Origin of the sequence: Streptomyces sp. NPDC012827 (assembly GCF_042900905.1) — a bacterium.
GTDB classification, from domain to species: domain Bacteria; phylum Actinomycetota; class Actinomycetes; order Streptomycetales; family Streptomycetaceae; genus Streptomyces; species Streptomyces gulbargensis.
The window spans coordinates 79,020-105,994 of the sequence record NZ_JBIBBY010000003.1; the positions used below are offsets into that span (position 1 = coordinate 79,020).

A 26,975-nucleotide genomic window follows, 5' to 3' on the forward strand; every position below is an offset into this window, starting at 1 on the left:
GCGGTTGAGGGGCGGACCGGTCCGGCCCGGCAAGGGCAGCGCCTGGCCGACGGTGGTGGGCGGCGTCCCGATCGGGAGGGTGCGGTGGCCGGGGGGATTCAGCCACCCGTCAACTCGGCCGAATCAGACTTTCCGTGCGCGATTCCGGATCCGTAAGTTACTTGAGGGACTATCAGGGGGGATCCATGGCTTGGGATGAATGGGAGCGGATCAAGGCGGACGCGACCGACCAGCAGTCCGCGCCGATGCGGCTGAACCAGGTCGTCCCAGGAGTGGGAGGCGGAGGCGCGGGCAGGCCGGACATGGCATCCAGCCCGGCGGCCAAGAAGGCGGCGGCGAAGGCGATCGGTGAGGACCTGGAGCCAGGGGTCACCCGGGAGGGCAAGCATGCCGCAGAGGCCACGAACGCGGCGGTCAAGGAGTTCGGGCCGAGGGACGGCCACGGCTGGGACACGTCCGGCGCGCTCAAAAGGGCGCAGGAGACCTGGGAGAAACAGGTCAGGATGCTGCTCGGACGCCTGGCCTCGGAGAGGCATGCCCTGAGCGCGACCGGCATCAGCTTCCAGAGCAACGAACGTCACACCGCCGCGCGCCTGGCTCGGCAGTCACGGATCGACGGCATCTGACCAGCCGGCTGGTTCGAGGGGAGACATGCCGACCTATCACGAGGTCCTGACGACGGACCTGTCCATACTCACCACTGCCGCGAGCAGGTGGGAAGAGATGGCCACCGGGTTCAAGACGCTGGAGGAGCGGTACGAGAAGGACGTCCACGGTGTCTCGCTCGGCGAAGCCTGGATCGGCCTGAGCGCCCAGGCCGCCGGCGACAGGTTCGCCATCACCCTGCGGGAACTCCAGGGGGCGCAGAAGGAGGCGAAGGCCGTCGCCGCCGTCCTCCGTGACGCACACACGCAGCTCACCGACCTGTGCAACCGGGTCAAGGCGATCCGTGACGAGGCCGTCGAGGCCGGTATGTGCGTCTCCGACCAGGGCAGCGTCTCCTTGGACACCGCACGACTCACGCAGGCCGAACGCACGGTGTTCGCTCACGACCCCGACTTCCGGCAGACCGCCCGTACCCGGGTGAACCAGTGGGCCGAAAAGCTCGTCCAAGCGGTCAGGGCGGTCACCGACGCCGACGACGGCATCCGCGTGGCCCTCGATGCCGCCGTCCTCGACGCCGACCCCATGGACGGCACCTTCAACGGCTTCAACCGGAACCCTCAGGCGAACCGCTACCCGTCCCTTGAGGAGGCCGGCAAGGCCGCCAACATGCCGAAGGACCGCAAGGACGTTCCCGCCTGGTGGCAGAGCCTCGCCCCGGTCACGCGCGGCATCCTGCTCCAGGAACGGGGCGACGAGCTGCGGGCGGCAGGAATCATGGACCCGCAGTACCAGTGGTATTCCGTCGACGCCGGCTCCGGCCGGTTCGACGCGGAAGACCCCACCCCTGAGGACCTGTGGTTCCACGCCCGGGCCCTGGCCATCGCGACGGCCGGCGACGCCATCGGACAGACCGGAGCTTCCCGCAACATGCTGCACTACCTGCGCGGTACTGGTGAAACGCTCCACCTCGACGTGGACCGGATGCTGGCCGACGACTCAGACTTCCGGACGGAGATCAAGAACGAGCATGTGAGTACGAACCAAGACGCGTGGCGGCAGCGGGCGCTGCACGAATTCCACAGGGCCGGAGGGGACAAGGCCGTGGTCGTCCCGATCGAGAGCAGGACCACTCACACGAACCTGAAGAGCGATGAGTGGTTCCACGCGGTGGGCGCCAACGCGCACAACGTCTCGGGGTACGTCACCGTCTCCCCGGCCCCTCACGGCGGCGCACCCGACGTCTCACTCGACTACCAGGTCAATGTCTGGGACCGCTACAACTGGGACCCCGGTAAGTCCACGCCCTTCGCAGAAGGTCTCATCCACATCTCGGATGACGACATGGGCCGTTTGCACAAGGTCGGCTTCGGCCAGGAATTCGACATGCGCGGCAGCAGTGCCACCCACCACCACGATCTCAACAGCTCCGCAGCTCCGGCCGTCACTCCGGAGGGGCAGGGCCGCGAAGGCACCCGCGGCGACGTGTCCCGAGGCGAGGAGAAGAACCGATGAGGTTCAGCCGTTCCGAGCGAGTCCTCATGCTGGCCTCGGCCGCCGCTCTCACCGTAGGGCTGACGCTGGGCGCCTGTACGCCCGCGTCCTCGGGCCAGGTCGCCCGCTCGGCCGATTCCCCCAGCTGGGAAAAGGGAGCGGACGCCGAAGAGACGGCGGCGTTCATGAAGATCCAGGTCCCCCAGGGGGCCACGGAGGTGAAGGGGGCTGTGCGGGTCCAGCCGCAGGAGAACATCTACCTGCTGTCCTTCGTCACGAGCGAGCAGGCCGCGGAGGCGATCACCAGGGACCTGCGCCCCGACTACCCCTTGGCCAAAAGAAGCCGGTTGTCCTCGTCGTTGAGCGGAGACGGTTTCAAGCATCTCGGGCTCACCCCACCGCAAGAGCTCGGTAGCGTGCGGACGACGAGCGCGTGTCCGCCCTGCGTCGGCGACTCGAGGAGGCGCCACATCCAGGGCATCGAGATCCACATCGGTGAGGTGGCGGGGAAGCGCGTGCGGGTCTACCTGGCGGCCTACTGAGCTTATTCGGCACCGTGTGCGGCGTGTCACACACGGGAGACGCGGGATCACCGTGGGATCATCGCCGTGTCTGCACAACGAGACTTCACCCAGAGCCCCAGACCGAGGGGGCACGGGCCCGGCAAAGCCGGGCATAGCGCCGTACGCCACCCCCATGCGAGGCGATCACAGTGCGCGGGAGCCCCCTTCCGGGGGCGTTCGCGCAGGTCGCAACGTTTTTCTTGGTGGGGCGGGTGGGACTCGAACCCACGGCCGACGGATTATGAGTCCTTTGGGGATCTTGGCGGCCTTTGCTTTCCAGTGCCCAAGATTGCCGTTTTGGCTGGTCAGGCAGGGTAGAGCCCCCTACAGCTTGCCCACCCTTGCCGGTTCGTTCCTACCCTTGTGTCCAAACGGCGTCCAAACAGCGCCTCGCCCGAGGACTCGACCCACGCCGAGAACTCATCGCGCCAGCTTGGAAGGGACCCTCGAACCCGCGGGCAGCGGATCACTCTTCCAACGCGACGTTGCTCGCCGCCCAGGGCCGAGCGACCGAATCATGTGGCATGTGTCGTACCCCTGTTGTACCAATACTCTCTATGGCGAGCGCAACGGGGATGAGCGAGCAGGAGACGTGTCGGACCTTGGTCGTGCCGGCGTTGTCGGCAGCGGGCTGGGGCAAGGACCAGGTTCGGGAGCAATATCCCATCAACGACGGCAAGATGATCGCCTCAGTCCGTAGGCATCGCCGGGGGCCCGCCCTTGTGGCGGACTACGTGTTGGAGTACTGCGACGATGTCCCCATCGCGGTGGTCGAGGCCAAGCGGACCAGCGTCGATGTGGCCGCAGGTATCGAGCAGGCCAAGCGGTACGCGACACGTCTCGGACTGCCGGTCGCGTACGCGACCAACGGCTTGGAGATCTGGGAAATCGAGATCGGTGGCAACCGCCACAAGGTCCCTAGGTTCCCGTCGCCAGAGGAGCTCTGGGCCAGGTACTGCAGGGACGAGGAGATCACGTCCGACCTGGCGCGCGAGTTCGTGCTCGCCCCGTTCGACAACAGGGTACGCAACACCATCGATCTGACCCCGAAGCGCCCGCGCTACTACCAGCGCCGCGCCGTGAATCAGGCTCTCCTGGCTATCGCCCGGGGACAGAAGCGGATCCTGCTCACGCTCGCCACCGGCACAGGGAAGACCATGGTGGCGTTCCAGTTGGTGTCAAAGTTGCGGCGCAGTTCCTGGAAGGGGGGCGAGAAGCCCCGCGTCCTCTATCTCGCCGACCGCAACATCCTCGTTGACCAGCCGAAGGACGACTACTTCGAGCCAGTCTTCGGGGATGTCGTGCATAAGATCAGCGGAGGTCGCGCCCAACGGGCACGGCAGATCTTCTTCGCCCTGTACCAGTCCCTGGAGAGCGAGCGCGGCGACGAGGAGGCATTGTTCACCCAGTACTCGCCAGACTACTTTGACCTGATCATCGTCGACGAGTGCCATCGAGGCAGCTCCAGTACAGAGTCGAAGTGGCGAGCGATCCTGGAGTACTTCGAACCGGCAACTCAGCTCGGACTGACGGCCACTCCCGTTCAGGAGAAGGAGCGCAACACCTTCGGGTACTTCGGGGAACCCGTCTACGAGTACTCCCTCAAGGACGGCATCGAAGATGGCTTCCTCGCGCCGTACCGGGTGCGCCGGGTGCACTTGAACGTCGACCTGACAGGCTTCCGGCCTGAGCCTGGCCAGCTCGACGTCGATGGCGACGAGATTCCGGACAAGGTCTATACACAGAGACACTTCGAGAAGGCCCTCGCCATTCAGGAGCGCACTGCCGAGGCGGCGCGTTACATCACGGACTATCTACACCAGACCAACCGCATGGGGAAAACGATTGTCTTCTGCGAGAACAACGATCACGCGCACCGGATGGTTGCGGCACTGAATCAGGCAAACCTGGACATTGTGGCGCAATTTCGGGACTACGTGTGCCGGATCACCGACGCCGATGGTTCAGCCGGCCAGGAGCACTTGGACCGGTTCCGGAAGGACTACACGGACGAGCCTGTCATTGCCGTGACAAGCCAGATGCTGACAACTGGCGTGGACATTCCTTCAGTCCGCAACATCGTGATCCTTCGCCGGATCGTGTCGATGCCTCAGTTCAAGCAGATCATCGGACGGGGCACACGACTGTGCTTGGACATCGAGAAGGGTTCGTTCGACATCATCGACTTCGTCGACGCAACGATGCTCTTCAACGACCCGGAGTTCGACGGTCCGCCGCTATGCATCGTCAATGACCAGGCGGACGAGCAGGGCGCACTGATCGGCAGCGCCAGCGATGAGGGTACGCCGGACAGCGAAGCCGAGGAGGTCTCCGAGTCCACAGCAACTTTCGAGTCACAGGAGGCTGGGGCTCTGCTGCGAGATGACGTCGACGGCTATCTCGTGACCGATGAGGATGAGGCTGACGCGATCCAAAGCAGTAAGCGCCGCATCTACGTGAACGGCGTCACGGTCTTTGTCTGGAACGACGTTCACTACCAGCTGCAGTCCGACGGCAAGACCCTGAAGCTCGTCCGCTACCGCGAGATCGTGCATGACCAAGTCCTGGAGCTCAACCTGTCACCGACCGACCTGCGCACCCAGTGGGCGACGGTCAAGAGCCGCGAGGCACTGCGCAAGCGTCTGAGCGACCAGTACTCCATCACCGAGGAGGACCTGCTTCGCAAGCTGGATCACCCGGAAGCGGACCCGATCGATCTCCTGATCAATGCGGCGTGGGAACTTCCGCTCGTCAGCCGGGCAGAACGGGCACATCGGGTACGGCGTGAGCACGCGGACTTCCTGGGCGGCTTCGCCCCTCAGGCCCGAGCCATACTCGACGCCCTCTTGGACAGGTTCACCGAACAAGGTGCGTCCGAGCTTTCGGCGAGCGCACTGCGGGTGCCACCGTTCCGGCAGATGGGAAGAGTCACCCAGCTGGCGAACCACTTCGGCGGAGTCCAGCACATGCACGAAGCCATCGACGAGCTGGGCAAACGCGTCTTCGATGTCGCGTAACTCCACCATACTTTTAGTTTCATGCAGACGGTTTGCGCAAACCTCAAAGAAAATAGGAGGAACTTGGCCGCTATAGTAGTGGTGTGCTCAGCGACGACACCCCACGTGACCTGCTATGGCGGCTAGCCGTGGAGCAGCGCGGTTACTTTACGGCCGCCCAGGCACTCCGCGCCGGCTACTCGTACCAGGCGCAGCACTTCCATGTCCGACACCGGAACTGGACCCGCGTCGACCGAGGCATCTACCGGTTCCGCGAGTACGAGCACATGCCCAGTTCCGAAACGGACAGCCTAGTCCGTTGGTCGCTGTGGAGCCGTGGCCGCGCGATCATCTCCCACACCACCGCCCTGGCCGTCCATGATCTAGGAACGGCCAACCCCTCCGAGGTCCATCTGACCGTGCCGCCAGGATTCCGGCAGAAGGATCCCGCCGTCGTTCTGCACCGTGCGCCTCTGACCGAGTCCGAAGTTGAGCAGCACGAGGGTTTTCGGGTCACTACTCCAGTGCGGGCCATCGTTGAGTGCGCCGCCGCGGCCGTAGATCAGGATGTGATCGACTCGGCTGTCGCAGATGTCCTGGAGCGGGGGATGTCCAGCCGCCGCCGCCTGCTCCATGCCGCTCAGGAGCTGGGCGCCCGAGCCGAGCTGGGCGTGGAACGCGCCCTGAGAGCGGAGCTGTCGTGAAGGAGAACGGCTACAAGGATGCCGCTGCGCTCCGCCGGGCTCTGGAGGCCAGACTGAAGAGGCAATCCGACGCGGATGGTACTGATCTGGGCCGTCTGCGCCGACGTGTTGTCTTCGACCGGCTAGCGACCCGCCTGTCGGCTGACTCGGAGGGTGAGTGGATCCTCAAGGGGGGTGCCGCGCTCGAATTCCGACTGCGTGACCGGGCGCGGGCAACCAAGGATCTCGACCTTGCCGTAAGGGCCACGGATCTGAACGGCGACACCGTACGTGACGCCCTGCTCGACGCCCTGGGTGAAGATCCGGATGGGGACTGGTTCGCCTTCCGTATCGCCCCGCCGGTAGCCCTCGCCGCAGATGCGGGCGGGCGGCCTGCGTGGCGGTTTTCCGTGGAAGCCCGTTTGGCAGGCAAGCCGTTCGCCGGCATCCGGCTGGACGTCGCGGCTCGTGGTGAGGAGGTGGCGACGACCGAACCTCTTGCGCTACTCGGGGTCCTGGACTTCGCTGGCATCCCGGCGCGCACAATCGAGGCGGTGGACCGGCGCCAGCACTTCGCCGAGAAACTGCACGCCTTCTCCCGCGATTACGGCGATCGCCCCAACACCCGTGTCAAGGATCTCGCCGATCTTGTCCTCTTGATCGAGACTGGCCTGAACCCCGATCGCGAACTGCATGACGTGGTCCGGCATGTATTCACCGTCCGGGCCACGCACTCCTTACCCCACGCTCTCCCTGATCCACCACCTGTATGGCGCGAAACCTATCCGTCTCTCGCCTACGGACTGACCGAAACCGCACCTTCCTTGGACGCCGCGCTCAATCTATTGCGCACCTTCTGGGGCAAGGCTGTCGCCGACACCACCGGAACGGAACTCTGATGCCCATCGAGGACGCGGCTGGCCAACTGGCCATCGACGTACCTGCCCAGCCCAGGAAGCAGACCCGCGCACAGCTGCAGTCCGCCATCAAGTCGGCCCGCGACATCATGCGGAAAGACGCGGGCCTCAACGGCGACCTCGACCGACTGCCACAGCTGTCTTGGATTCTTTTCCTCCGCGCGTTCGACGTGTGCGTGGAGCAGGAGCGGGCTGCTGAAAACCTCGACTACGAACCCGCTATCGAGGTCCCGTACGACTGGGCAAGCTGGGGCGCCAAAGCGGAGTTCACGGGAGACGATTTCCTAGAGTTTGTGAACACCAAGCTCCTCCCCTACCTGCGCGGGCTGAGCAGTGACGATGAGGGCGACCCGCGTAATGTGATCTCCACGATCTTCCAGGAGATCCACAACCGAATGCTCTCCGGCGTCCTGCTGCGTGACCTGGTCAATGTCGTCAATGACATCAGCTTCGAGTCTGCCGACGACATCCACACGATGGCGTACGTTTACGAGTCGATCCTCAAAGAGATGCGCGACGCCGCCGGTGACTCGGGCGAGTTCTACACACCCCGCCCTGTGATCCGCTTCATGGTCGAGCAATCGTTCCTGAAGCTGGGCATGTCGATCCTCGATCCGGCATGTGGGACTGGCGGCTTCCTGGTCGAGGCTTACGACGAACTGCGCGAGCTACCTAAGTCCCAAGTGGAGGTAGCCCAACTACATCGCAACATCCGGGGATTTGAGAAGAAGCCGCTGCCCTATCTACTGGGCATGATGAACCTGCTACTGCACGGCATTGACGTCCCAAATGTAATCCGCACTAATTCACTTGTGCGGATGCGCGAGGAAAGCAGCCCCCGGCACCGCGTAGACGTCATCCTGACCAACCCGCCTTTCGGTGGCGAGGAAGAGAAGTCAGTAGCCGCACGGTTCCAGAAGGCCGGCGTCGGCACTCAGGAGACAGCCTGGCTGTTCCTGTTTTCGGTGATTGAACGCCTCAAGCCTGGGGGTCGCTGCGCGATTGTCCTACCGAACGGCTCGCTCTTCGGCGGCGGGGTCGGCGCCAAGGTCAAAGAAAAACTCATGCGAGAATGCGATCTGCACACTGTGGTCCGGCTCCCACAGGGCGTCTTTGCCCCGTACACCCAGATCCCAGCGAACCTACTCTTCTTCGAGAAGACAGGACCGACGAAGGAGACCTGGTTCTACGAGATCCCGCTGCCGGAAGGACGTCGCGGTTATAGCAAGACCAAACCCATGCGATACGAGGAGTTCACCGCCTGCGTCAACTGGTGGGGCGGCGAAGGCCGGGCAGGGCGGGAGCAAAACGAGCGTGCATGGAAGGTCTCGGCTAAGGAGATCAAGGCAAACGGATACAATCTCGACCTGACCAACCCCCACATCGGTGACGAGCTCGCCCACCGTGCACCAAACGAGCTCATAGACGAGTTGATCAAAACGGAACAGGAGATTCTAGGGCTGCTTGGTGAGCTCAGGGCGGAGCTTGGAAGCCATGGGTAATGATTCTGTCCAGCTGGGTGAAGTCCTTCAACTGGAACGCATTCCGATTGAGGTTGACCAAGACACCGAGTATACGCAGATTGGAATCAGATCGTTCGGCCGGGGAATTTTCCATCGCGACACCGTCACCGGAGCTAACCTTAGCAAGCTACGCTACTTCGAAGTTCATCCAGATAGGCTAATTTTTAGCAATATCATGGCATGGGAAGGTGCAATTGCGCTCTCCGGCGAAGCAGAGCAGGGATGCGTTGGGTCAAGTCGCTTCCTTAGCTACCGAGCGGTTGGAGATATCGACCTTAGGTACCTTAACTACTTCTTCCAGTCTGATCGAGGTCGCGCTCTCGTCGCTGGCGCATCCACCGGCTCAACGGTAAGAAATCAGACACTCCCCCGGGACGCAATCGAAGAAATGTGGGTTCCCATCCTCCATATTGATGAGCAGCGCCGCATCGCCGACAAGCTGGATGCCTCTCTGGGTCGAGTCGACAGCGTGCGAGCTCTGCGCGCGAAGATGACTACCCTTCAGGCAAGCCTAGCGGCGTCGCTTATCACCTCCACTATCGAGTCGGCAACCGAGAACGTTCGAGTGAGTGACGTGATCGAATTCAAGCGGACTCCGATCAAAATCGACCCCGATACCGAGTACCGCAATATCGGAATCCGATCTTTCGGTAGGGGGTTCATTCGGCATCCTCTCACGGCTGGTCGGGATCTGAGCAAGCTCAACTTTTTCACTTTCCCTGAAAATGCTCTTGCGCTCAGCAACCTCATGGCCTGGGAAGGCGGTATTTCAGTGACACGCTCCGAGGACATGGGGTACATCGCGTCCAATAGGTTCTTCTTCTACCTACCAATAGACAACCGAGTTAACATCAGTTATCTGCGACATTTCTTGCTGAGTAAGCAGGGTCAAGCTCTTATCGCTTCTGCGTGCTCCGCAGGAGCAGAGAGAAATCGCACCCTCGGCCGCAAGCGGTTCGAGGAGCTGACCTTCCCCCTGCCTCCTCGCCCTATGCAGGATCGGGTCACTCGCACGCTCGATGCTCTCGCCGAGCGGCTGAACGCCGCCTACTCGGAGCCGGCCCTCGACGCACTACGGCCGTCGATCCTCAATGAGGCATTTATTGGTCAGCTGTGACTGCCACCTAATCCAGGAAGCGCAACTCGACCGCTGCTGCCCTTTCCCGCAGGCGGGTAGCCAAGCGGCGGTCGGAGGTTCTTGGTGTGGGGTCACCGGTGGGGTGGTTGTGCTCGACGCCAAAGGACGCGCCGCCGGAGGTCAGGGCGAGGGCAAGGGATTAACGGACTGGGATGAGGCTGCGATCAGTCACACTCCCAGTGAGACGAGTGGTATGGAGCACCGCGCTTCACGCATCGCAGAACAGAACGACACCCCGCTCGTAGTTCACAGCCCGCGGAGCAGGGGCCCGGCCGTTGCGGCAAGAACAGCGATCATTGTGACGCGTCAACGATTAGTGCCACTGCCGTTGGCCGCGCGGCGGGCGGGTTGGAACGCAGCAGCACCGGGCGGCCTCAGCGGGCCCCATCCCCCATAACGCAATGGGCTTCTGAGGGCCAGCACGAGCCAGTCCCCGGGGCTCGCCAGCCAGCTCTACCACATCGCGTCCTTGTCTCCCGGAGCCCAAGAGCAGTGCCGGTAGCTCCCTACCAGCCAGTGCCTCTGCGAGCAGGCCCCACAGTCGCTCGCGTAGCCGGTCGACAACCGGCATGTCGGTGACCCGCATCTACGGCACCCGCTCAGTCCGCGGAGTCCCGGTCGATCGGCTCGTCGGCGGTGTCTCCGTCCCCCTCGGCATCATCGGGCACCGCAACGTAGTCCCTAGCTCCTTCCGCCGACGTACCGATGAGCATCATGAGCCTTTGATGCAGCGTGTCGGAGCGAGCTTGGAGGAAGGTCTCATAGTCGTCTCGCAGGGCGGCCTCGAAGGCCACATCGTTGACGAGGCAAGTGGCGAGGCGCGCCCGGATCGTCTCCGCCCCCTGCGTCGCGCAGAGATCCTTGAGGTATACCGACGGAGGTTGATCGCTGATGTAGATGTTGGTGACTGAGCTCAGCATGATCAGGTTGGCGCAGACGTTGGCACGGCTCTGACCCAGCCCTTGCCGCTTCAGGAAAGCCCGCGGAAAGAAGTGATGGAACTCCTTGTCGTTCTGCCACGACAGTGCCCGGTCAGTATCGATACGTCGGCCGTGTCGCAGGTCCACCGGATGCGCTTCCGCAAGTAGCAGGCCAAGCAACTTGGACGGCGCGTTCGTCGTACGGAACTGGCTCCGTCGCCACAGCACACTCCGTGGAATGCCTGCCCCGACCTCGATATCGGCGCTGTCACCTCGCGCGAAGGCGTTTACTGCCTCGCGGTCGTCAGCCATCTGACGAGAGTTCCACCCCTTGAAGTACTCACCACTGGCGGTCAGCCAGAACCACCGTTCGATCGCATCGAACTGGGCGGCCGTTGGCTTCGGCAGCTGCCTGAAGACCTCCACCAGAACGGCGAATTGGTTGTAATAGGGCAGGGCGCTGGCCCGGGGGGTGCGAATCTGTGTGGTCAGGAAGTCCACGGCGCGCTTCGCCGCCTCCCCTGCAGATTCCACGGCACGCTCCAGGTCCTGGCGCGACAGATCCCGCATCCGGTTCATGTCATCGCGGGAGAAGCCGAACCCCGCCGCCGCCGAGATCGTACGGAGCATTGTCTTGGTGTCGACCCGACCGTACCGCTTCCGATCAAGCACCTCGAGAAGGGTGTCGATCTCATCCTTCAGATCGAACTCAGGGCTCCACGTCGCCGCGCGCATGAGGTCGACAACCGTGAGCGGCGTCGCCGTGCTGTTGATCCGCTCGAAGACCTTCGCGACTTCTGAAGACGGCATGCCTCGCAGCGTGATGACAGCAACCTGGTAGTTCGAAAAGCGGTTGTAGAGAGCTTTGGCGCGCTCCTGAAGCTCTTGAGAACCAGCCTTCGCAGCACGGTCAGCGAACTCAAATCCGTCGGAGAGCAGGCGTAGAGGCATCACGTGAGCCGGCGGCTCATCGAGTGTACTCTCGTGCCGGAATTCTTGTCGCTCCAAGTCGTAGACGATGTTCCAGAGGCTGTCAGGGTCGTCGCGAGGCTCCCAGTGAAGAGCACCACAGACCGTGGCCAGGCGCTGCTGGCCATCCAGGATGTAGTTGACCGGATACCCATGCCGTTGCTCTTCCACGGCAAGCCCACCGACAGTGCGTTCGCTGGCGAGCTGCTCGGTGCTCTGCCAGAGGAGGATGCTCCCGATGGGATAGTTCCGGGAGACGGAGTCGAGCAGATCCAAGATCTGCTGCCGCGTCCACACGAAGTTCCGCTGGAACTTCGGCAGCACGATGTCTCCTTCCAACACCCGGTCCACGACGGTCACCAGTCGGGGCACATTGGAGTCTGGATCCTGTGCCTTGCGCCTCTGATCAGCAGCGGTCGCCATCGGTTCCCCCTTCGTTCACAGAGCGCCCAGTCTAGGAGGCCCCTCTGACACAGGGGCCTCTGCGGAGCTGGGACAGCACGCCGTTCCTGGAACCAACCAGCGCCATCAATGTGACGGGACGTTATGAAGCAGGAGGATTGCATCCGACCACGTGGAGACACGACAACGAACGTGTGCCTTAGAGGGCATCTGATCAACGTTCATGCAGTTGTGGGTGGGATGCCCGTTTCGATTCGCCAGGTTGGTGCGGATTCTCCGGTGAGTTCGCGGCTCATTTTGTTAGCCATCGCCCAGTGGATCATCGTCCGGGATCTCTGTGGCAGGGCTTCGTAGTCACGAGCCAGACGGCGGTGCTGCATCAGCCAGCCGAAGGTCCGCTCGATCACCCACCTCTTGGGCAGTGGATGGAAGCCCTTCTCTTTCGGTCGTTGCACCACCTCCACGTCGATCCCGAGGCGGGCGCCGTGCTGGATGACGCCGGTCTGGTAGCCGCCATCGGCCCAGACCTTGGTCACGCTCGGATGGGCCGTTGCCAGCTCGGTCAAGACCTGTTTGCCGCCGGTGGAGTCGTGTACGGAAGCGGCGGTGACAAGGACGGCCAGGACGAGTCCGAGGGTGTCGGTGATCAGGTGGCGCTTGCGTCCTTTGATCTTCTTGCCGGCGTCTATGCCCTGACTGGTCTGGGCGACGTTTCCCGAGGTCTTCACGCTCTGAGCGTCCACTACGGCCGCGGACGGCTCCACTGTTCGGGCGTTCGCCCGGCGGGTTCTATCCCGAAGCAGGTCGTGGACCTGCTCGGTGGTTCCGTCCGCCTCCCACTTGGCGAAGTAGTCGTAGACGGTCTTGAACGGCGGGAAATCGTGCGGCAGGTACACGGGATCCCGGTGCGGTTGACGTAGAGGATCGCGTTCACGATCTCTCTCAGATCGTGCACCCGCGCTGCCGCCCCAGGCCCGGAACGGGCTGCCCGCCAGGCAACGAACACGGGCTCAATCAACGCCCAGCGGGCATCGGAGACGTCACTGCGATACGCACGTCGAGCACTCATGCCCCTGGCAACGACCGTCGACGCCTCCAGTCACAAGAACATCCCAAAACACCAACAACCTAGATTAGATGCCCTCTTAGGCGCGCCGCCGTCTTTGCGGTCTCTCGCGACACCCACTCCGCACGAAGCGCCCGCACGTCCAGGACAGCCTGACCGTCGACCACGTCTAGGTCCCGAGCTACGGCCGACCAGGGTTGCCGCTGCCCGGATTCCATGCGTTGGTGATCTCCTCGGCAGGATCCGAGCTCCGGCACCCTGTCCGGCAGCAGGCTTGGTTGCGACTACCAAGGCGGATCAACGAGCGGTGCACTGGGAGCCGGCTGACCGTCCTGTGGGTCGAGGCCTTGAGCAGTGCCGTTCTCCGGGTCCCACGGCCGAACGTCACGGTGCTCCGGTACGCACTCTCACGGATCACGGCGCCGGAGGCTGTGGGGTGGATCACAGGGGCCGGACGGGGTCGGGCTTGCGGCGTCTGGGTGACTTGGGCGTGTCGGTCCATTCGCGTCCAAACACTCTGTCCAAACAATGGAGGGACGCGGAAGCGAAGGCTCTGTGCAAGCACGGTGAGAGTCGTCTGACCAGGGAAAGTCCCTGGTCAGATCGATTCTGCTGCACCTTGCGGTGGTGGGGCGGGTGGGACTCGAACCCACGGCCGACGGATTATGAGTCCGCTGCTCTAACCGGCTGAGCTACCGCCCCGGACGGTGACGCGCGTACATCTGTGCGCGCCGTCTGCCGCAGCATAGCCGCTCATACGATCTCCTGCTCCGGATGATCGGCTCTGCTCACGGTGGAAGACTCCGGGGCGGGCCGGACGGTTCCACCGGACGCGAAAAAGGACCCCGAAGGGTCCTCTTCCGTGTGGCTCCCCCGGCTGGACTCGAACCAGCAACCCTCCGGTTAACAGCCGAATGCTCTGCCAATTGAGCTACAGGGGATCGCGCTCCCCCGACTGGACTCGAACCAGTAACCTGCCGGTTAACAGCCGGCTGCTCTGCCAATTGAGCTACAGGGGATTGCTGCGTGTGCACCGAACGGACCCGGTCCGGAAGACTCCGGGTGGGCGCTCGCTCGCTGCGAGACATACATTAGCGCAAGCAGGGGGGTGCTCCGCCAATCGGTATCCCCAGGGTCTCCAGGGAAGGAACGAGCCGTGCGGTACAAGCTGACGTTCGTCGCGGGACTTGCCCTCGGGTACGTGTTCGGGACGCGTGCCGGGCGTGAACGTTACGAGCAGTTGAGGAAGGCCGCGAAGGGGTTCTCCGAGAACCCCGCCGTGCGCAACGCCGCCGAGTCCGCCGCGCAGAGCGGGCGGCAGTTCGCGGGGAAGGCCGCGCACGTGGTGGGCGACCGGGTCGGTGACCGGCTGCCGCCCTCCGTGACCGACCGGGTGCACGCGCTGCGGGAACGCGGGCGCGCCAACGGACGGGTCCGCGGGGACGACGACTGGGGCACCAGCAACACCTGACCCCGGCGGACCGCCCCGCCGGGGTCCGAAGTGCGGCAGAATCATGTGTCATGGGGATAGTCGCCGGACTGGACAGCTCTGCGGAGTTCACACGCATCGTCGTCTGTGACACGGATACGGGTGCCGTGCTGCGGCAGGGGTACGCCCCCCACCCCGGCGAGCCGAAGGCCGCCGACGTCGACCCGCAGTCCTGGCTGCTCTCGCTCGGGGAGGCCGCCACCGGCGGGCTCCTGGAGGGTGTGGAGGCCATCGGTGTCTCCGCGCAGCAGCACGGGGTCGTCCCGCTCGACGCGCAGGGCGCCCTGGTGCGCCCCGCGCTGGTCGGCAACGACCGGCGGGCGCAGGTCGCCGCCGCGGAGCTCGTGGAGTCGCTGGGCGGGCGGGCGGCCTGGAGCGAGGCGGTCGGCACCGTCCCGAGGGCCGGGCTGCCGGTCGCCAAGCTGCGCTGGCTGGCGCGTACCGAACCCGAGCAGGCCCGGCGGGTGGCCATGGTGCTCCAGCCGCACGACTGGCTGGTCTGGCAGCTCCTCGGCCGGCCCGTCCGCCGGACCACCGACCGGGGGGCGGCCTCCGGCACCGGCTACTGGTCCGCCCGCACCGGCGCGTACCGTCCCGACCTGGTCGAGCTGGCCCTCGGGCACCAGGCCGCGCTGCCGGAGGTCCTCGGTCCGGCCGAGCCCGCCGGTACGACGCCCGAGGGGCTGCTGATCTCGGCCGGCACGGGCGAGACGATGGCCGCCGCCCTCGGTCTGGGGCTCGGCGCGGGGGACGCGGTCGTGTCGCTGGGCGCCTCCGGTTCCGTGATGGCCGTCCACCACGAGGCGCTCGCCGAGCCCGGCGGGGCCATCACCTCCTTCGCCGACGCCGCCGGCATGCACCTGCCGGTCGTGTCCACCTCCAACGCGGTACGGGCCCTGCGCGGCACAGCCGAGATGCTCGGGGTCGACTCCCTGGAGGAGCTCTCCGCCCTCGCCCTGAAGTCGACGCCCGGCGCCTCCGGGCTGGTCCTGCTGCCCTATCTGGAGGGTGAGCGGACCCCGAACCTGCCGCACACCGCCGGGACGCTGAGCGGGCTGCGACGGGAGTCGATGAAGCCCGAGCACCTGGCGCGGGCCGCGTTCGAGGGCATGCTGTGCGCGCTGACCGACGCGATGGACGTGCTGCGGGGGCGCGGGGTCGAGGTCCGGCGGGTCTTCCTGCTGGGCGCGGCGGCGGCCCTGCCGGCGGTGCAGGCGCTGGCGCCCGCCCTGTTCGGCGCGCGGGTCGTCGTCCCGCAGCCGGCCGATTACGCGGCGCTGGGCGCGGCCCGGCAGGCGGCCTGGGCGCTCGGCGTGGCGCGCGGCACCCTCGCCCCGACCGCCCCGCCGGCCTGGCAGGGCGCCGCCGCCCAGGTCCTGGAGCCGGGCGACGACCTGCCGGTGGGCCAGTCGGTCCGGCAGCAGTACGTCGCCACCCGGGAGCAGATCCACCCCGGGGCCTTCGCCGGCTGAGAGGGGCGGGGCGCGCGGCCCGCTCCGTACCCCTTCTTCCGCGCGGTCGGGGGCGACCGGCACCGGCGAAGGAGTGACGCGGGGACGCGGCGCGGAAAACCGAGTCGTATCGGCCCGGGGGTGCGGGCGATAGTAGGAGCCGTGCTCATAAGACTTCTCCGAACCCACCTCCGGCCGTATCGAAAACCCATCGCCCTGCTCGTCCTGCTCCAGTTCCTGGCGACCTGCGCGAGCCTCTATCTGCCGACCCTGAACGCCGACATCATCGACAACGGTGTCGTGCACGGGGACACCGGTTACATCCTGCGGTTCGGGGCGCTGATGATCGGCGTCTCCGTCGTCCAGGTGCTCTGCAACATCGGGGCCGTCCACTTCGGCGCGCGGACCGCCTCCGCGCTCGGCCGGGACGTGCGCGCCGCCGTGTTCGACCGGGTGCAGTCCTTCTCGGCGCGTGAGGTGGGCCAGTTCGGCGCGCCCTCGCTGATCACCCGGACCACCAACGACGTGCAGCAGGTCCAGACGCTGGTCCTGATGGCGTTCACGCTCATGGTGACCGCGCCCATCATGTGCGTCGGCGGCATCGTGATGGCGCTCGGCCAGGACGTGCCGCTCTCCGGTGTGCTGCTCGCCGTGGTGCCGGTGCTGGGCGTCTCGGTCTCGCTGATCGTGCGCCGGATGCGGCCGCTGTTCCGGACCATGCAGGTGCGGCTCGACACGGTGAACCGGGTGCTGCGCGAGCAGATCACCGGCAACCGCGTCATCCGCGCCTTCGTGAAGGACGGGTACGAGCAGGAGCGCTTCCGGGGCGCCAACGCCGAGCTGACGGACGTGTCGATGGCGACCGGCCGGCTGATGGCGCTGATGTTCCCGACCGTGATGACGATCGTGAACGTCTCCAGCGTGGCCGTCGTCTGGTTCGGCGCGCACCGCATCGACAGCGGCGGGATGGAGATCGGCGCGCTGACCGCCTTCCTCGCCTATCTGATGCAGATCGTGATGGCGGTGATGATGGCCACCTTCATGTTCATGATGGTGCCGCGGGCGGAGGTGTGCGCCGAGCGCATCGAGGAGGTCCTGTCGACCTCGTCCAGTGTGGTGCCGCCGGCCGACCCGGTGCGGACGCTGGACCGGCGCGGGCACCTGGAGGTCAGGGGCGCCGGTTTCCGCTATCCCGGCGCGGAGGAGTCGGTCCTCAAGGACGTGGAGCTGGTGGCGCGGCCCGGGGAGACCACGGCGATCATCGGCTCGACGGGCAGCGGCAAGTCGACGCTGCTCGGTCTGGTGCCGCGGCTGTTCGACGCGACGGACGGCGAGGTGCTCGTCGACGGCGTGGACGTGCGGCGGCTCGACCCGCGGCTGATGGCGCGGACGGTGGGGCTCGTCCCGCAGAAGCCGTATCTCTTCTCGGGGACGGTGGCGACCAACCTGCGGTACGGGAAGCCGGACGCGACCGACGAGGAGCTGTGGCGCGCGCTGGAGGTGGCCCAGGCCGCCGACTTCGTACGGAAGCTGGAGCACGGGCTGAACGCGCCGATCGCGCAGGGCGGCACGAACGTGTCCGGCGGGCAGCGGCAGCGGCTGGCGATCGCGCGGACGCTGGTGCAGAGGCCGGAGATCTATCTCTTCGACGACTCCTTCTCCGCCCTCGACTACGAGACGGACGCGCTGCTGCGGGCCGCGCTGGCCGAGGAGACGGCGGACGCGACCGTGGTGATCGTCGCCCAGCGGGTGTCGACCATCCGGGACGCGGACCGGATCGTGGTGCTGGACGAGGGCCGGGTCGTCGGCACCGGCCGGCACCACGAGCTGATGGCGGGGAACGAGACGTACCGGGAGATCGTGCTCTCCCAGCTGACCGAGGCGGAGGCAGCCTGATGGCCGGTCCTGGCGGACGCATGATGGCCGGGGGCGCCCCGGGTGAGCGGTCCATGGACTTCAAGGGTTCGGGGAAGCGGCTGCTGCGGCAGCTGGCGCCGGAGCGCGGGGCGCTGTGGATGATGGTGCTCACCTGTCTGCTGGCGGTGGTGGGCTCGGTGGTCGGGCCGAAGATCCTCGGCCGGGCGACCGACCTCGTCTTCGCCGGTGTCGTCGGACGGCAGATGCCCGAGGGGTCGACGAAGGCCGAGGCGATCGAGCGGCTGCGGGCCTCGGGCGACGGCGGGATGGCGGACATGCTGTCCGGCGTCGACTTCGTCCCGGGCCGGGGCATCGACTTCGGCGCGGTCGGCGGGGTGCTGCTGTGGGTCCTGGCGATCTACGTGGCGGCGGGCCTGCTGATGCTGGTCTCGACCCGTATGTCGATCCTGGTGATCAACCGGACGGTCTACCGGATGCGGGAGGACGTGCAGCGGAAGCTGGCGCGGCTGCCGCTGTCGTACTTCGACAAGGCGAAGCGCGGGGAGGTGCTGTCGCGGGCGACCAACGACATCGACAACATCTCGCAGACGCTCCAGCAGTCGATGGGCCAGCTGATCAACTCGCTGCTGACCATCGTCGGCGTGCTGGCGATGATGTTCTGGATCTCGCCGCTGCTGGCGCTGGTGGCGCTGGTGACGGTGCCCGTGTCGGTGGTGGTCGCGGCCCGGATCGGCAAGCGGTCGCAGCCGCACTTCGTGCAGCAGTGGAAGTCCACGGGCGCGCTGAACGCGCACGTGGAGGAGATGTACAGCGGGCACGCCCTGGTGAAGGTCTTCGGGCGGCAGGACGAGTCGGCGCGGGACTTCCGCGAGCAGAACGAGGCGCTGTACGAGGCCGGGTTCAAGGCGCAGTTCAACAGCGGCGTCATGCAGCCGGTGATGTTCTTCGTGTCGAACATCAACTATGTGCTGGTGGCCGTGGTCGGCGGGCTGCGGGTGGCGAGCGGCACGCTCTCCATCGGTGACGTGCAGGCCTTCATCCAGTACTCGCGCCAGTTCTCCATGCCGCTGACGCAGGTCGCGTCGATGGCGAACCTGCTGCAGTCGGGTGTGGCCTCGGCGGAGCGGATCTTCGAGCTGCTCGACGCCGAGGAGCAGGAGCCGGACGCTCCGGCGGCCGAGCTGCCGGCCGGTCTCAAGGGCAAGGTGGCCCTGGAGCACGTGTCCTTCCGTTACGAGCCGGACAAGCCGCTGATCGAGGACCTGTCGCTCACGGTGGAGCCGGGGCAGACGGTCGCGATCGTCGGGCCGACCGGGGCGGGGAAGACGACCCTGGTCAACCTGCTGATGCGGTTCTACGAGGTGACGGGCGGCCGGATCACCCTCGACGGGGTGGACATCGCGGGCATGACCCGGGAGCAGCTGCGGGCCGGGATCGGCATGGTCCTCCAGGACACCTGGCTGTTCGGCGGGACGATCGCGGAGAACATCGCGTACGGCGCGACGCGTGAGGTGAGCCGGGCGGAGATCGAGGAGGCGGCGCGCGCCGCGCACGCCGACCGGTTCGTCCGTACGCTGCCCGACGGGTACGACACGGTCATCGACGACGAGGGTTCGGGCGTCAGCGCCGGTGAGAAGCAGCTGATCACCATCGCGCGGGCGTTCCTGTCGGATCCGGTGATCCTGGTCCTGGACGAGGCGACGAGTTCGGTCGACACCCGGACCGAGGTGCTCATCCAGAAGGCGATGGCGCGCCTGGCCCACGGGCGGACCTCGTTCGTGATCGCGCACCGGCTCTCCACGATCCGGGACGCGGACGTGATCCTGGTGATGGAGGACGGCTCGATCGTCGAGCAGGGCACGCACGAGGAGCTGCTGGCGTCGGGCGGGGCCTACGCCCGGCTGTACGCGGCGCAGTTCGCGCAGGCGGTGGCCGAGGTCGACTGACCCTCCGCCGGCGGATCGTCCCCGGGGTGGCCCGTGCCGCGTGACGCGGCACGGGCCTCTCGTCGTGGGGGCACCGGGTTCGGCCGGGGTGTCGCTCCGGCTCAGTCGAGGTAGCCGCGCAGCTGGTCCGCGTAGGTGTGGTCGCGGAGTTTGCCGAGGGTCTTGGACTCGATCTGGCGGATGCGTTCGCGGGTGACGCCGAAGATCTGGCCGATCTCCTCCAGGGTGCGGGGCCGGCCGTCGTCGAGGCCGTAGCGGAGCTGGACGACCTGCCGTTCGCGTTCCCCGAGGGTGGAGAGGACGTCCTCCAGGTGGCGGCGGAGGAGCAGGAAGGCGGCGGACTCGACGGGTGAGGCGGCGTCGCCGTCCTCGATGAGGTCGCCGAGGGCGACGTCCTCCTCCTCGCCGACGGGGGCGTGGAGGGAGACGGGTTCCTGGGCGAGGCGGAGCACCTCCCCGACCCGTTCCGGGGGGAGGCCGAGGTGGGCGGCGACCTCCTCGGGGGTGGGTTCGTAGCCGCGTTCCTGGAGCATGCGGCGCTGGACCCGGATGACCCGGTTGATGAGTTCGACGACGTGGACGGGGACGCGGATGGTCCGGGCCTGGTCGGCGAGGGCCCGGGACATCGCCTGGCGGATCCACCAGGTGGCGTAGGTGGAGAACTTGTAGCCGCGCGCGTAGTCGAACTTCTCGACGGCCCTGATGAGGCCGAGGTTTCCTTCCTGGACGAGGTCGAGCATGGTCAGGCCGCGGCCGACGTACCGTTTGGCGATGGAGACGACGAGGCGGAGGTTGGCCTCGATGAGCTTGCGTTTGGCGATCCGGCCGAGGACGACGATGCGGTCCAGGTCGTGGGCGAGCCGGGTGTCCAGGTCCGGGGCGCGGGCGAGTTTCTCCTCGGCGAAGAGGCCGGCCTCGATGCGGCGGGCCAGGTCGACCTCTTCCTCCGCGGTGAGGAGCGGGATGCGGCCGATCTCGCGCAGGTACTGGCGGAAGAGGTCGTCGGAGGGGCCGTTGCCGCCGGGTTCGGGCCGTCGGCGGGAGCGCTGGAGCGGTATCTCCGGTGCGGCGGCCAGGTCGGTGGGGGACGGCTCCTGGGGCACGGTCTGGGTCTGCACGGGGGGCGACCTCCGGGGTGGGTGATCGCTGCCGGTACGGGGGGTGGGCAGCGGGACGGCACCGTGACCCAGTGTGGGGTACGACACACCGCCGCCACGAGGGGCGTGCGGTGACTTTTTGAGACCGGTGGGTCACCGACCGTCAGAGGGCGGCGGCTCCCTGATTGCGGAGGGACTGCCCGTACTGGGTGAGCACCCACAGCTCGTTCTGGACGGCGGCGACGCGGTCGGGGTCGCCGTGGGCGCCGAGGCGGGCGAGGGTGCCCTGGACGTCGCGGATGCGGCGGTCGACGGCGCGGAGCCGGACGGTGACGAGCTGGTCGCCGGCGTAGGCCTCGTCGACGGTCTTGGCGAAGATCGGTTCGACGGCGAGTTCGGTGACGAGGGCGCGGACGGTGTCGTCGGGGGCGGCCTCGCGGACGGCGGCGAGGTAGTCGGCGGGTGCGCCGGTGGCGCCGCCGGCGTCCTGGATGCACTGGCGGACGGCCGCGTAGGGCGGGGCGGTGAACTCGTCGATGCCGTAGGCGTCGAAGGCCGGGGAGACGAGCGCCGGGTACTGGAGGGCGAGCTTGAGGAGTTCCCGCTCGGTACGGTGCGCGGGGCTGCGCAGGTTGAGCGCGGGTCCGGTGGGCGCGGCGGGTGCCCGGACCGGGGCGGGTGCCTGCCGGTGGCGGGCGGGTTCCTGGCCGGGGCCCTTGCCGCCGCCCTGGCGCTGCCAGCGGGCGATCTGGGCGACGCGGCGGACGACGAACTGGGTGTCGAGGATGCCGAGCATGCCGGCGAGCTGGACGGCGACCTCGTGCTGGGAGGCGACGTTCTTGATGCGGGCGACGACGGGGGCGGCCTCGTCCAGTGCGGCGGCCCGGCCGGAGGGGATCTCCAGGTCGTAGCGGTTCACGATCTGGCGCAGCGCGAACTCGAAGAGGGGCGTGCGGGGCTGGACGAGTTCGGCGACGGCCTCGTCGCCCTTGGCGAGGCGCAGGTCGCAGGGGTCCATGCCGTCGGGGGCGATGGCGATGTAGGTCTCGGCGGCGAACTTCTGGTCGTCCTCGAAGGCGCGCAGGGCGGCCTTCTGGCCGGCGGCGTCGCCGTCGAAGGTGAAGATCACGCGGGCCGAGCCGTTGTCCATGAGGAGCCGGCGGAGGATCTTGATGTGGTCGCCGCCGAAGGCGGTGCCGCAGGTCGCGATGGCGGTGGTGACGCCGGCGAGGTGGCAGGCCATGACGTCGGTGTAGCCCTCGACGACGACCGCGCGGCTGGTCTTGGCGATCTCCTTCTTGGCGAGGTCGATGCCGTAGAGGACCTGCGACTTCTTGTAGATCGGGGTCTCGGGGGTGTTGAGGTACTTGGGCCCGTTGTCGTCCTCGCGGAGCTTGCGCGCGCCGAAGCCGACGACGTCGCCGCCGACGTCCTTGATGGGCCACATGAGCCGCCCGCGGAAGCGGTCGATGGGACCGCGGCGGCCGTCCTGGGAGAGGCCGGAGAGGATCAGTTCCCGGTCGGAGAAGCCCTTGCCGCGCAGGTAGCGGGTGAGGTGGTCCCAGCCGGCCGGGGAGTAGCCGACGCCGAAGTGCTCGGCGGCGGCCTGGTCGAAGCCGCGCTCGGCGAGGAACGCGCGGCCGATCTCGGCCTCGGGCGAACCGAGTTGTTCGGCGTAGTAGCGGGCGGCGATGGTGTGGGCCTCGACCAGGCGGACGCGCTCGCCGCGCTGGTGGCCGGGGTTGTAGCCGCCTTCCTCGTACCGCAGGGTGATGCCCGCCTTGGCGGCGAGGCGCTCGACCGTCTCCGAGAAGGAGAGGTGGTCGATCTTCATCACGAAGGCGATGGTGTCGCCGCCTTCCTGGCAGCCGAAGCAGTGGAAGAGTCCCTTGCTGGGGCTGACCTGGAAGGAGGGCGACTTCTCGTCGTGGAAGGGGCAGAGGCCCTTGAGGTTTCCGCCACCGGCGCTGCGGAGCTGGAGGTACTCGGACACGACGGCGTCGATCGGGACCGCGTCCCGGACCGCCTTCACGTCGTCATCGTTGATCCTGCCTGCCACGCGTGAAGTCTACGGGTGGCGCGGGACTACTCGGCGAGGCTCTCCAGGGGTACGGAGGGGTCGGCGAGGGCCTCCGGGTCCACGGCCGCCCGGGAGCGGATGAGGCGCTGCACGGGGTCTGTGACGTCCCACACGTTCACGTTCATGCCGGCCAGCACGCGGCCCTGCTTCAGCCAGAAGGCGATGAACTCGCGCTTGCCGGTGTCGCCGCGGACGACGACCTGGTCGTACGAGCCGGGCGGCGCCCAGCCGGAGTACTCCATGCCGAGGTCGTACTGGTCGGTGAAGAAGTACGGCACGCGGTCGTAGGAGACGGTGTGCCCGAGCATGGCGCGGGCGGCGGCGGGGCCGCCGTTGAGGGCGTTGGCCCAGTGCTCGACGCGGAGCCGGGTGTGGAGGAGGGGGTGGTGGGCGGCGGCCACGTCACCGGCGGCGTAGATGTCGGGGTCGGAGGTGCGCAGCGACTCGTCGACGGCGATGCCGCCGCCGTCGGCGCGGTCGACCAGGGCGAGTCCGGAGTTCTCGGCGAGGGCGGTGCGGGGGGCGGCACCGATGGCGGCGAGGACGGCGTGGGCGGGGTGTTCCTCGCCGTCGTCGGTGCGGACGGCGAGGACCATGCCGTCCTGGCCGACGATCTCGGTGATCCGGGCGCCGAAGTGGAAGCGGACGCCGTGGCCGGTGTGGAGGTCGGCGAAGATCTGGCCGAGTTCGGGGCCGAGGACCCGGTGGAGCGGGGTGGGGTCGGATTCGACGACGGTGACCTCGGCGCCGTAGCCCCGGGCGGCGGCGGCGACCTCCAGGCCGATCCAGCCGGCGCCGGCGATCACGAGGTGGCCGTTGTCGCGGCCGAGGCCGGCGAGGACCTGGCGGAGCCGGTCGGCGTGGGCGAGCCGGCGCAGGTGGTGGACGCCGGCGAGTCCGGTACCGGGGACGTCGAGGCGGCGCGGCTCTGAGCCGGTGGCCAGGAGCAGCTTGTCGTAGCGGATGACGGTGTTGTCGCCGAGGCGGACGGTGTGTTCCTCGCGGTCGACGGCGGTGACGGGCTGCCCGAGGTGGAGCTCGATGTCGTGGGCGGCGTACCAGGCGGGGTCGTGGACGAAGGCGCTGTCGCGGTCCTTGGCACCGGTGAGGTAGCCCTTGGAGAGGGGTGGGCGCTCGTAGGGGTGGTCGCGTTCGTCACCGATGAGGATCACCCGGCCGTGGAATCCCTCCGCGCGCAAGGTCTCCGCCGCCTTGGCGCCGGCCAGGCCTCCTCCGACGATGACAAAGGTCTGATCTGCGTCGACCACGTCGATTCCTCCTCGTTGCGACCGCTTCCAACCTACGCCCCCGGGAGTTGTCCGGGCCGTACCGGCCGGGGGCGTGCCTGCGAGCGTCCCGCACGGGCGGGAGTGACGGAAGAGGGCGTCCCCGGCCCCGGTGCCGGGGGAAGGGGGCGTCGTCAGGCCCGGTGGGGGTGGAGGCGGGCGTGCAGGGCGCGGGCGGAGGCATCGGTGAGGGAGGCGATCTGGTCGACGATCACCCGCTTGCGGGCGCGGTCGTCGGGCGCGGCGTCGAAGAGGGCCTTGAACTGCGGTTCGAGGCCGTCGGGGGCGCGGGCGACGAGGGCCTCGGCCAGTTCCGCGACGACGATCCGCTGGTCGGCGCGGAGGGCCTCCTGTTCGGCGCGCTGCATGACGTACCGGTCGGCGACGGCCTTGAGGACGGCGCACTCGTTGCGGGTGGCGCGGGGGACGACGAGTTCGGCGCCGTAGCGGGTGAGGCGGCCGGAGCCGTACGCCTGCCGGGTGGCGCCCTCGGCGGCGAGGCAGAAGCGGCCGATGAGCTGGCTGGTGGCGTCCTTGAGGCGGGCCTGGGCGACGGCGGAGCCGTCGTAGCCGTGCGGCCACCACTCCTGCTCGACGAGCCGGTCGAGCGCCTCGGCCAGCTCCTGCGGGTCGGTGTCCTCGGGTACGTAGCGGCCGAGGGCGACGGCGAAGATGTCGGCGCGCTCGGGCTCGGCGAGCAGCAGGTTGGGGTCGATGTGCCCGGCGTGCAGGCCGTCCTCGAAGTCGTGGACGGAGTAGGCGACGTCGTCGGACCAGTCCATGACCTGGGCCTCGAAGCACTTGCGGTCGGCGGGGGCGCCGCGCCGGGCCCACTCGAAGACCGGCAGGTCGTCCTCGTACACACCGAACTTGGGCGAGCCGGGGTCGGTGGGGTGGCCGCCCCGGGGCCAGGGGTACTTGGTGGCGGCGTCGAGGGCTGCCCGGGTGAGGTTGAGGCCGACGCTGACGGGTTCGCCGCCGGCGTCCCTGACGAAGCGCTTGGGCTCGATGCGGGTGAGGAGGCGGAGCGACTGGGCGTTGCCCTCGAAGCCGCCGCAGTCCTTGGCGACGTCGTTGAGGGCCTGCTCGCCGTTGTGTCCGAACGGCGGGTGGCCCATGTCGTGCGAGAGACAGGCGGCCTCCACCAGGTCGGGGTCGCAGCCGAGTGCGGCGCCGAGCTCCCGGCCGACCTGGGCGCACTCCAGGGAGTGGGTGAGCCGGGTGCGGGGGCTGGCGTCCCAGGCGTGGCCGCGGGTGCCGGGCGTGACGACCTGGGTCTTGCCGGCGAGCCTGCGCAGCGCGGCGGAGTGCAGGACGCGGGCGCGGTCGCGCTGGAAGGCGGTGCGGCCGGGCCGTTTGTCGGGCTCGGTGGCCCACCGCTCGGTGGCGGCCTGGTCGTAGCCGGGGGTGTTGTGGGCCGGGGGTTCCGTGATGCCTTCCATGGGTCGACGGTAACCGGAGGGGCCGACAGAAGCGCTCAGATGGCGGCGAGTTCTCGTACGGGGAGGGTGGGGCGGCCGGTGACGGCGCGGTCGTAGCGGTGCAGGACGAGCCGGGCGAGGGCGGGGTGGGCGCCCAGCGGTTCGGCGGCGATCCAGGGGGCGTGGGCGGCGCTGCGGGTGGCGAAGAGGCCGGGCGCGGTGAAGCAGGAGGCGACGGCGGTCCGGTGGCGGCCCCGGGCGGCGAGGGCGCGCAGGGCCTCGGGGACGGTGGGGGCGGCGGCGGAGGCGTACGCGGGGAGGACGGGCACGCCGCCGAGGCGCTCGCCGAGGAGGGCGGCGATCCGGCGGAGGGTGGCGGCGGAGCGGGGGTCGCGGGAGCCGGCGGAGGCGAGGACGACGCCGGTGGCGCGGGAGGCGGAGTCCGCGGGTGTCCACCCGGCCAGGGTGAGGCGGTCGGCGAGGGCCTCGACGAGCAGGGGGTGGGCGCCGAGGGGTTCGGCGGCGCGGGCGCGGAGGGCGGGCACGGCGGCGAGGGCGGCGGGCAGGTCGTGGGTGACGTGGTGGCCGGGGGCGAGGAGGAGGGGGACGAGGACGGCCTCCCGGCCCGTCGCGGCGAGCTCCGCGAGGACGTCGGGCAGGAGCGGGGCGTTCAGCTCGATGTGGGCGAGGCGTACGTCGAGCCCGGGCCGCAGCTCGCGTACCCGCCGCAGGAGCCGGGCGAGGGTGTCCCGGGCGCGCGGGTCGCGGCTGCCGTGGCCGACGGCGACGAGGACGGGGCGCCGGCCGGGGGCGTGCCACGGCGCGGGGGCGGCCGGGGCGGGACCCGGGCCGGGGGCGGGCTCGCGGGGGGTGCGGGGAGCGTGGGTGCGGGGCATGGTGGGGACCTCCTCCTCGGGCTTCCGCGTCGGGGGGCCGTACGGACGCACCGCGCCGAGCTGGGTTCCGAGCTGGTCGGTGAACCGGCCGAGCAGCCCGGCGGCGGTGGCGAGCGTGCTGTCCGGCTCCGTCATGGACCGATCCTCGCGGCGGCAC

At 67.9% G+C, this 26,975-nt stretch carries 20 protein-coding genes, 3 tRNA genes and 1 pseudogene; 12 read left to right on the forward strand and 12 right to left on the reverse strand.

Going from position 1 to position 26,975, the window contains the following annotated elements; all coding sequences use genetic code 11:
- Positions 1–185 precede the first annotated feature (185 nt).
- The 8 genes from ACFY60_RS06915 to ACFY60_RS06950 all read left to right on the forward strand — a co-directional run bounded on the left by ACFY60_RS06915 (position 186) and on the right by ACFY60_RS06950 (position 9,896).
- Positions 186–626, forward strand: a complete 441-nt coding sequence (locus ACFY60_RS06915) for a hypothetical protein (protein WP_388608445.1) — start codon at positions 186–188, stop codon at positions 624–626.
- A 25-nt stretch (positions 627–651) separates the two neighbouring features.
- A complete protein-coding gene (locus ACFY60_RS06920) occupies positions 652–2,118 on the forward strand; it encodes a hypothetical protein (RefSeq protein WP_388608446.1) in 1,467 nt (488 codons plus the stop codon).
- Positions 2,115–2,639, forward strand: a complete 525-nt coding sequence (locus ACFY60_RS06925; protein ID WP_388608448.1) for a hypothetical protein — start codon at positions 2,115–2,117, stop codon at positions 2,637–2,639. The genes ACFY60_RS06920 and ACFY60_RS06925 overlap by 4 nt, the downstream gene beginning before the upstream one ends.
- Positions 2,640–3,217: 578 nt before the next feature.
- Entirely contained in the window at positions 3,218–5,677 is a 2,460-nt protein-coding gene (hsdR, locus tag ACFY60_RS06930; protein ID WP_388608450.1) for an EcoAI/FtnUII family type I restriction enzme subunit R, read from the forward strand.
- 83 nt (positions 5,678–5,760) lie between these two features.
- A complete protein-coding gene (locus ACFY60_RS06935) occupies positions 5,761–6,360 on the forward strand; it encodes a hypothetical protein (RefSeq protein ID WP_388608453.1) in 600 nt (199 codons plus the stop codon).
- Positions 6,357–7,238, forward strand: coding sequence for a nucleotidyl transferase AbiEii/AbiGii toxin family protein (locus tag ACFY60_RS06940; protein WP_388608454.1), 882 nt, complete (start codon positions 6,357–6,359; stop codon positions 7,236–7,238). The genes ACFY60_RS06935 and ACFY60_RS06940 overlap by 4 nt, the downstream gene beginning before the upstream one ends.
- Positions 7,238–8,758 carry a class I SAM-dependent DNA methyltransferase gene (locus tag ACFY60_RS06945; RefSeq protein ID WP_388608455.1) on the forward strand — a complete coding sequence of 507 codons (1,521 nt, stop codon included), beginning with the start codon at positions 7,238–7,240 and terminating at the stop codon, positions 8,756–8,758. Before ACFY60_RS06940 ends, ACFY60_RS06945 begins: the two co-directional genes overlap by 1 nt.
- The gene (locus ACFY60_RS06950) at positions 8,751–9,896 is read left to right on the forward strand and encodes a restriction endonuclease subunit S (RefSeq protein WP_388608457.1); all 1,146 of its coding nucleotides are present in this window, start codon (positions 8,751–8,753) and stop codon (positions 9,894–9,896) included. The genes ACFY60_RS06945 and ACFY60_RS06950 overlap by 8 nt, the downstream gene beginning before the upstream one ends.
- 7 nt (positions 9,897–9,903) lie before the next feature.
- Here ACFY60_RS06950 and ACFY60_RS06955 read toward each other — a convergent pair whose 3' ends face one another.
- The 7 genes and pseudogenes from ACFY60_RS06955 to ACFY60_RS06985 all read right to left on the reverse strand — a co-directional run bounded on the left by ACFY60_RS06955 (position 9,904) and on the right by ACFY60_RS06985 (position 14,293).
- Positions 9,904–10,041 carry a JAB domain-containing protein gene (locus tag ACFY60_RS06955; RefSeq protein ID WP_388609200.1) on the reverse strand — a complete coding sequence of 46 codons (138 nt, stop codon included), beginning with the start codon at positions 10,039–10,041 and terminating at the stop codon, positions 9,904–9,906.
- 189 nt (positions 10,042–10,230) lie between these two features.
- Positions 10,231–10,503: a UPF0758 domain-containing protein gene (locus ACFY60_RS06960; protein WP_388608458.1), complete on the reverse strand. Its 273-nt coding sequence runs from the start codon at positions 10,501–10,503 to the stop codon at positions 10,231–10,233.
- 13 nt (positions 10,504–10,516) lie between these two features.
- A complete protein-coding gene (locus ACFY60_RS06965) occupies positions 10,517–12,229 on the reverse strand; it encodes a DUF262 domain-containing protein (RefSeq protein ID WP_388608460.1) in 1,713 nt (570 codons plus the stop codon).
- A 200-nt stretch (positions 12,230–12,429) separates the two neighbouring features.
- A pseudogene (locus ACFY60_RS06970) lies at positions 12,430–13,277 on the reverse strand (IS5 family transposase).
- Positions 13,278–13,899: 622 nt separating this feature from the next.
- Positions 13,900–13,976 (reverse strand) — tRNA-Ile (locus ACFY60_RS06975).
- Between the two features lie 163 nt (positions 13,977–14,139).
- A tRNA-Asn gene (locus ACFY60_RS06980) sits at positions 14,140–14,215 on the reverse strand.
- A 5-nt stretch (positions 14,216–14,220) separates the two neighbouring features.
- Positions 14,221–14,293: transfer RNA gene (locus tag ACFY60_RS06985), tRNA-Asn, on the reverse strand.
- Between the two features lie 137 nt (positions 14,294–14,430).
- Here ACFY60_RS06985 and ACFY60_RS06990 point away from each other — a divergent pair.
- The 4 genes from ACFY60_RS06990 to ACFY60_RS07005 all read left to right on the forward strand — a co-directional run bounded on the left by ACFY60_RS06990 (position 14,431) and on the right by ACFY60_RS07005 (position 20,038).
- A complete protein-coding gene (locus ACFY60_RS06990) occupies positions 14,431–14,745 on the forward strand; it encodes a YtxH domain-containing protein (RefSeq protein ID WP_388608462.1) in 315 nt (104 codons plus the stop codon).
- A gap of 50 nt (positions 14,746–14,795) precedes the next feature.
- Positions 14,796–16,235: an FGGY family carbohydrate kinase gene (locus ACFY60_RS06995; protein WP_388608464.1), complete on the forward strand. Its 1,440-nt coding sequence runs from the start codon at positions 14,796–14,798 to the stop codon at positions 16,233–16,235.
- A 141-nt stretch (positions 16,236–16,376) separates the two neighbouring features.
- Positions 16,377–18,110, forward strand: coding sequence for an ABC transporter ATP-binding protein (locus ACFY60_RS07000; protein ID WP_388608466.1), 1,734 nt, complete (start codon positions 16,377–16,379; stop codon positions 18,108–18,110).
- On the forward strand, positions 18,110–20,038 hold the full coding sequence (locus ACFY60_RS07005) for an ABC transporter ATP-binding protein (protein ID WP_388608468.1): 1,929 nt from the start codon (positions 18,110–18,112) through the stop codon (positions 20,036–20,038). The genes ACFY60_RS07000 and ACFY60_RS07005 overlap by 1 nt, the downstream gene beginning before the upstream one ends.
- Positions 20,039–20,139: 101 nt before the next feature.
- Here the strand turns inward: ACFY60_RS07005 and ACFY60_RS07010 are convergent, their stop codons facing one another.
- The 5 genes from ACFY60_RS07010 to ACFY60_RS07030 form a co-directional block, all read right to left on the reverse strand.
- Complete coding sequence (locus ACFY60_RS07010; protein WP_388609202.1) at positions 20,140–21,114, reverse strand: RNA polymerase sigma factor; 975 nt, start codon at positions 21,112–21,114, stop codon at positions 20,140–20,142.
- Positions 21,115–21,298: 184 nt separating this feature from the next.
- Entirely contained in the window at positions 21,299–23,194 is a 1,896-nt protein-coding gene (gene dnaG, locus ACFY60_RS07015) for a DNA primase (protein WP_388608470.1), read from the reverse strand.
- Positions 23,195–23,220: 26 nt separating this feature from the next.
- On the reverse strand, positions 23,221–24,483 hold the full coding sequence (locus tag ACFY60_RS07020) for an NAD(P)/FAD-dependent oxidoreductase (protein WP_388608473.1): 1,263 nt from the start codon (positions 24,481–24,483) through the stop codon (positions 23,221–23,223).
- A gap of 152 nt (positions 24,484–24,635) precedes the next feature.
- A complete protein-coding gene (locus ACFY60_RS07025; protein ID WP_388608474.1) occupies positions 24,636–25,943 on the reverse strand; it encodes a deoxyguanosinetriphosphate triphosphohydrolase in 1,308 nt (435 codons plus the stop codon).
- 35 nt (positions 25,944–25,978) lie between these two features.
- Positions 25,979–26,953, reverse strand: a complete 975-nt coding sequence (locus tag ACFY60_RS07030) for a sirohydrochlorin chelatase (protein WP_388608476.1) — start codon at positions 26,951–26,953, stop codon at positions 25,979–25,981.
- Positions 26,954–26,975: the final 22 nt, after the last annotated feature.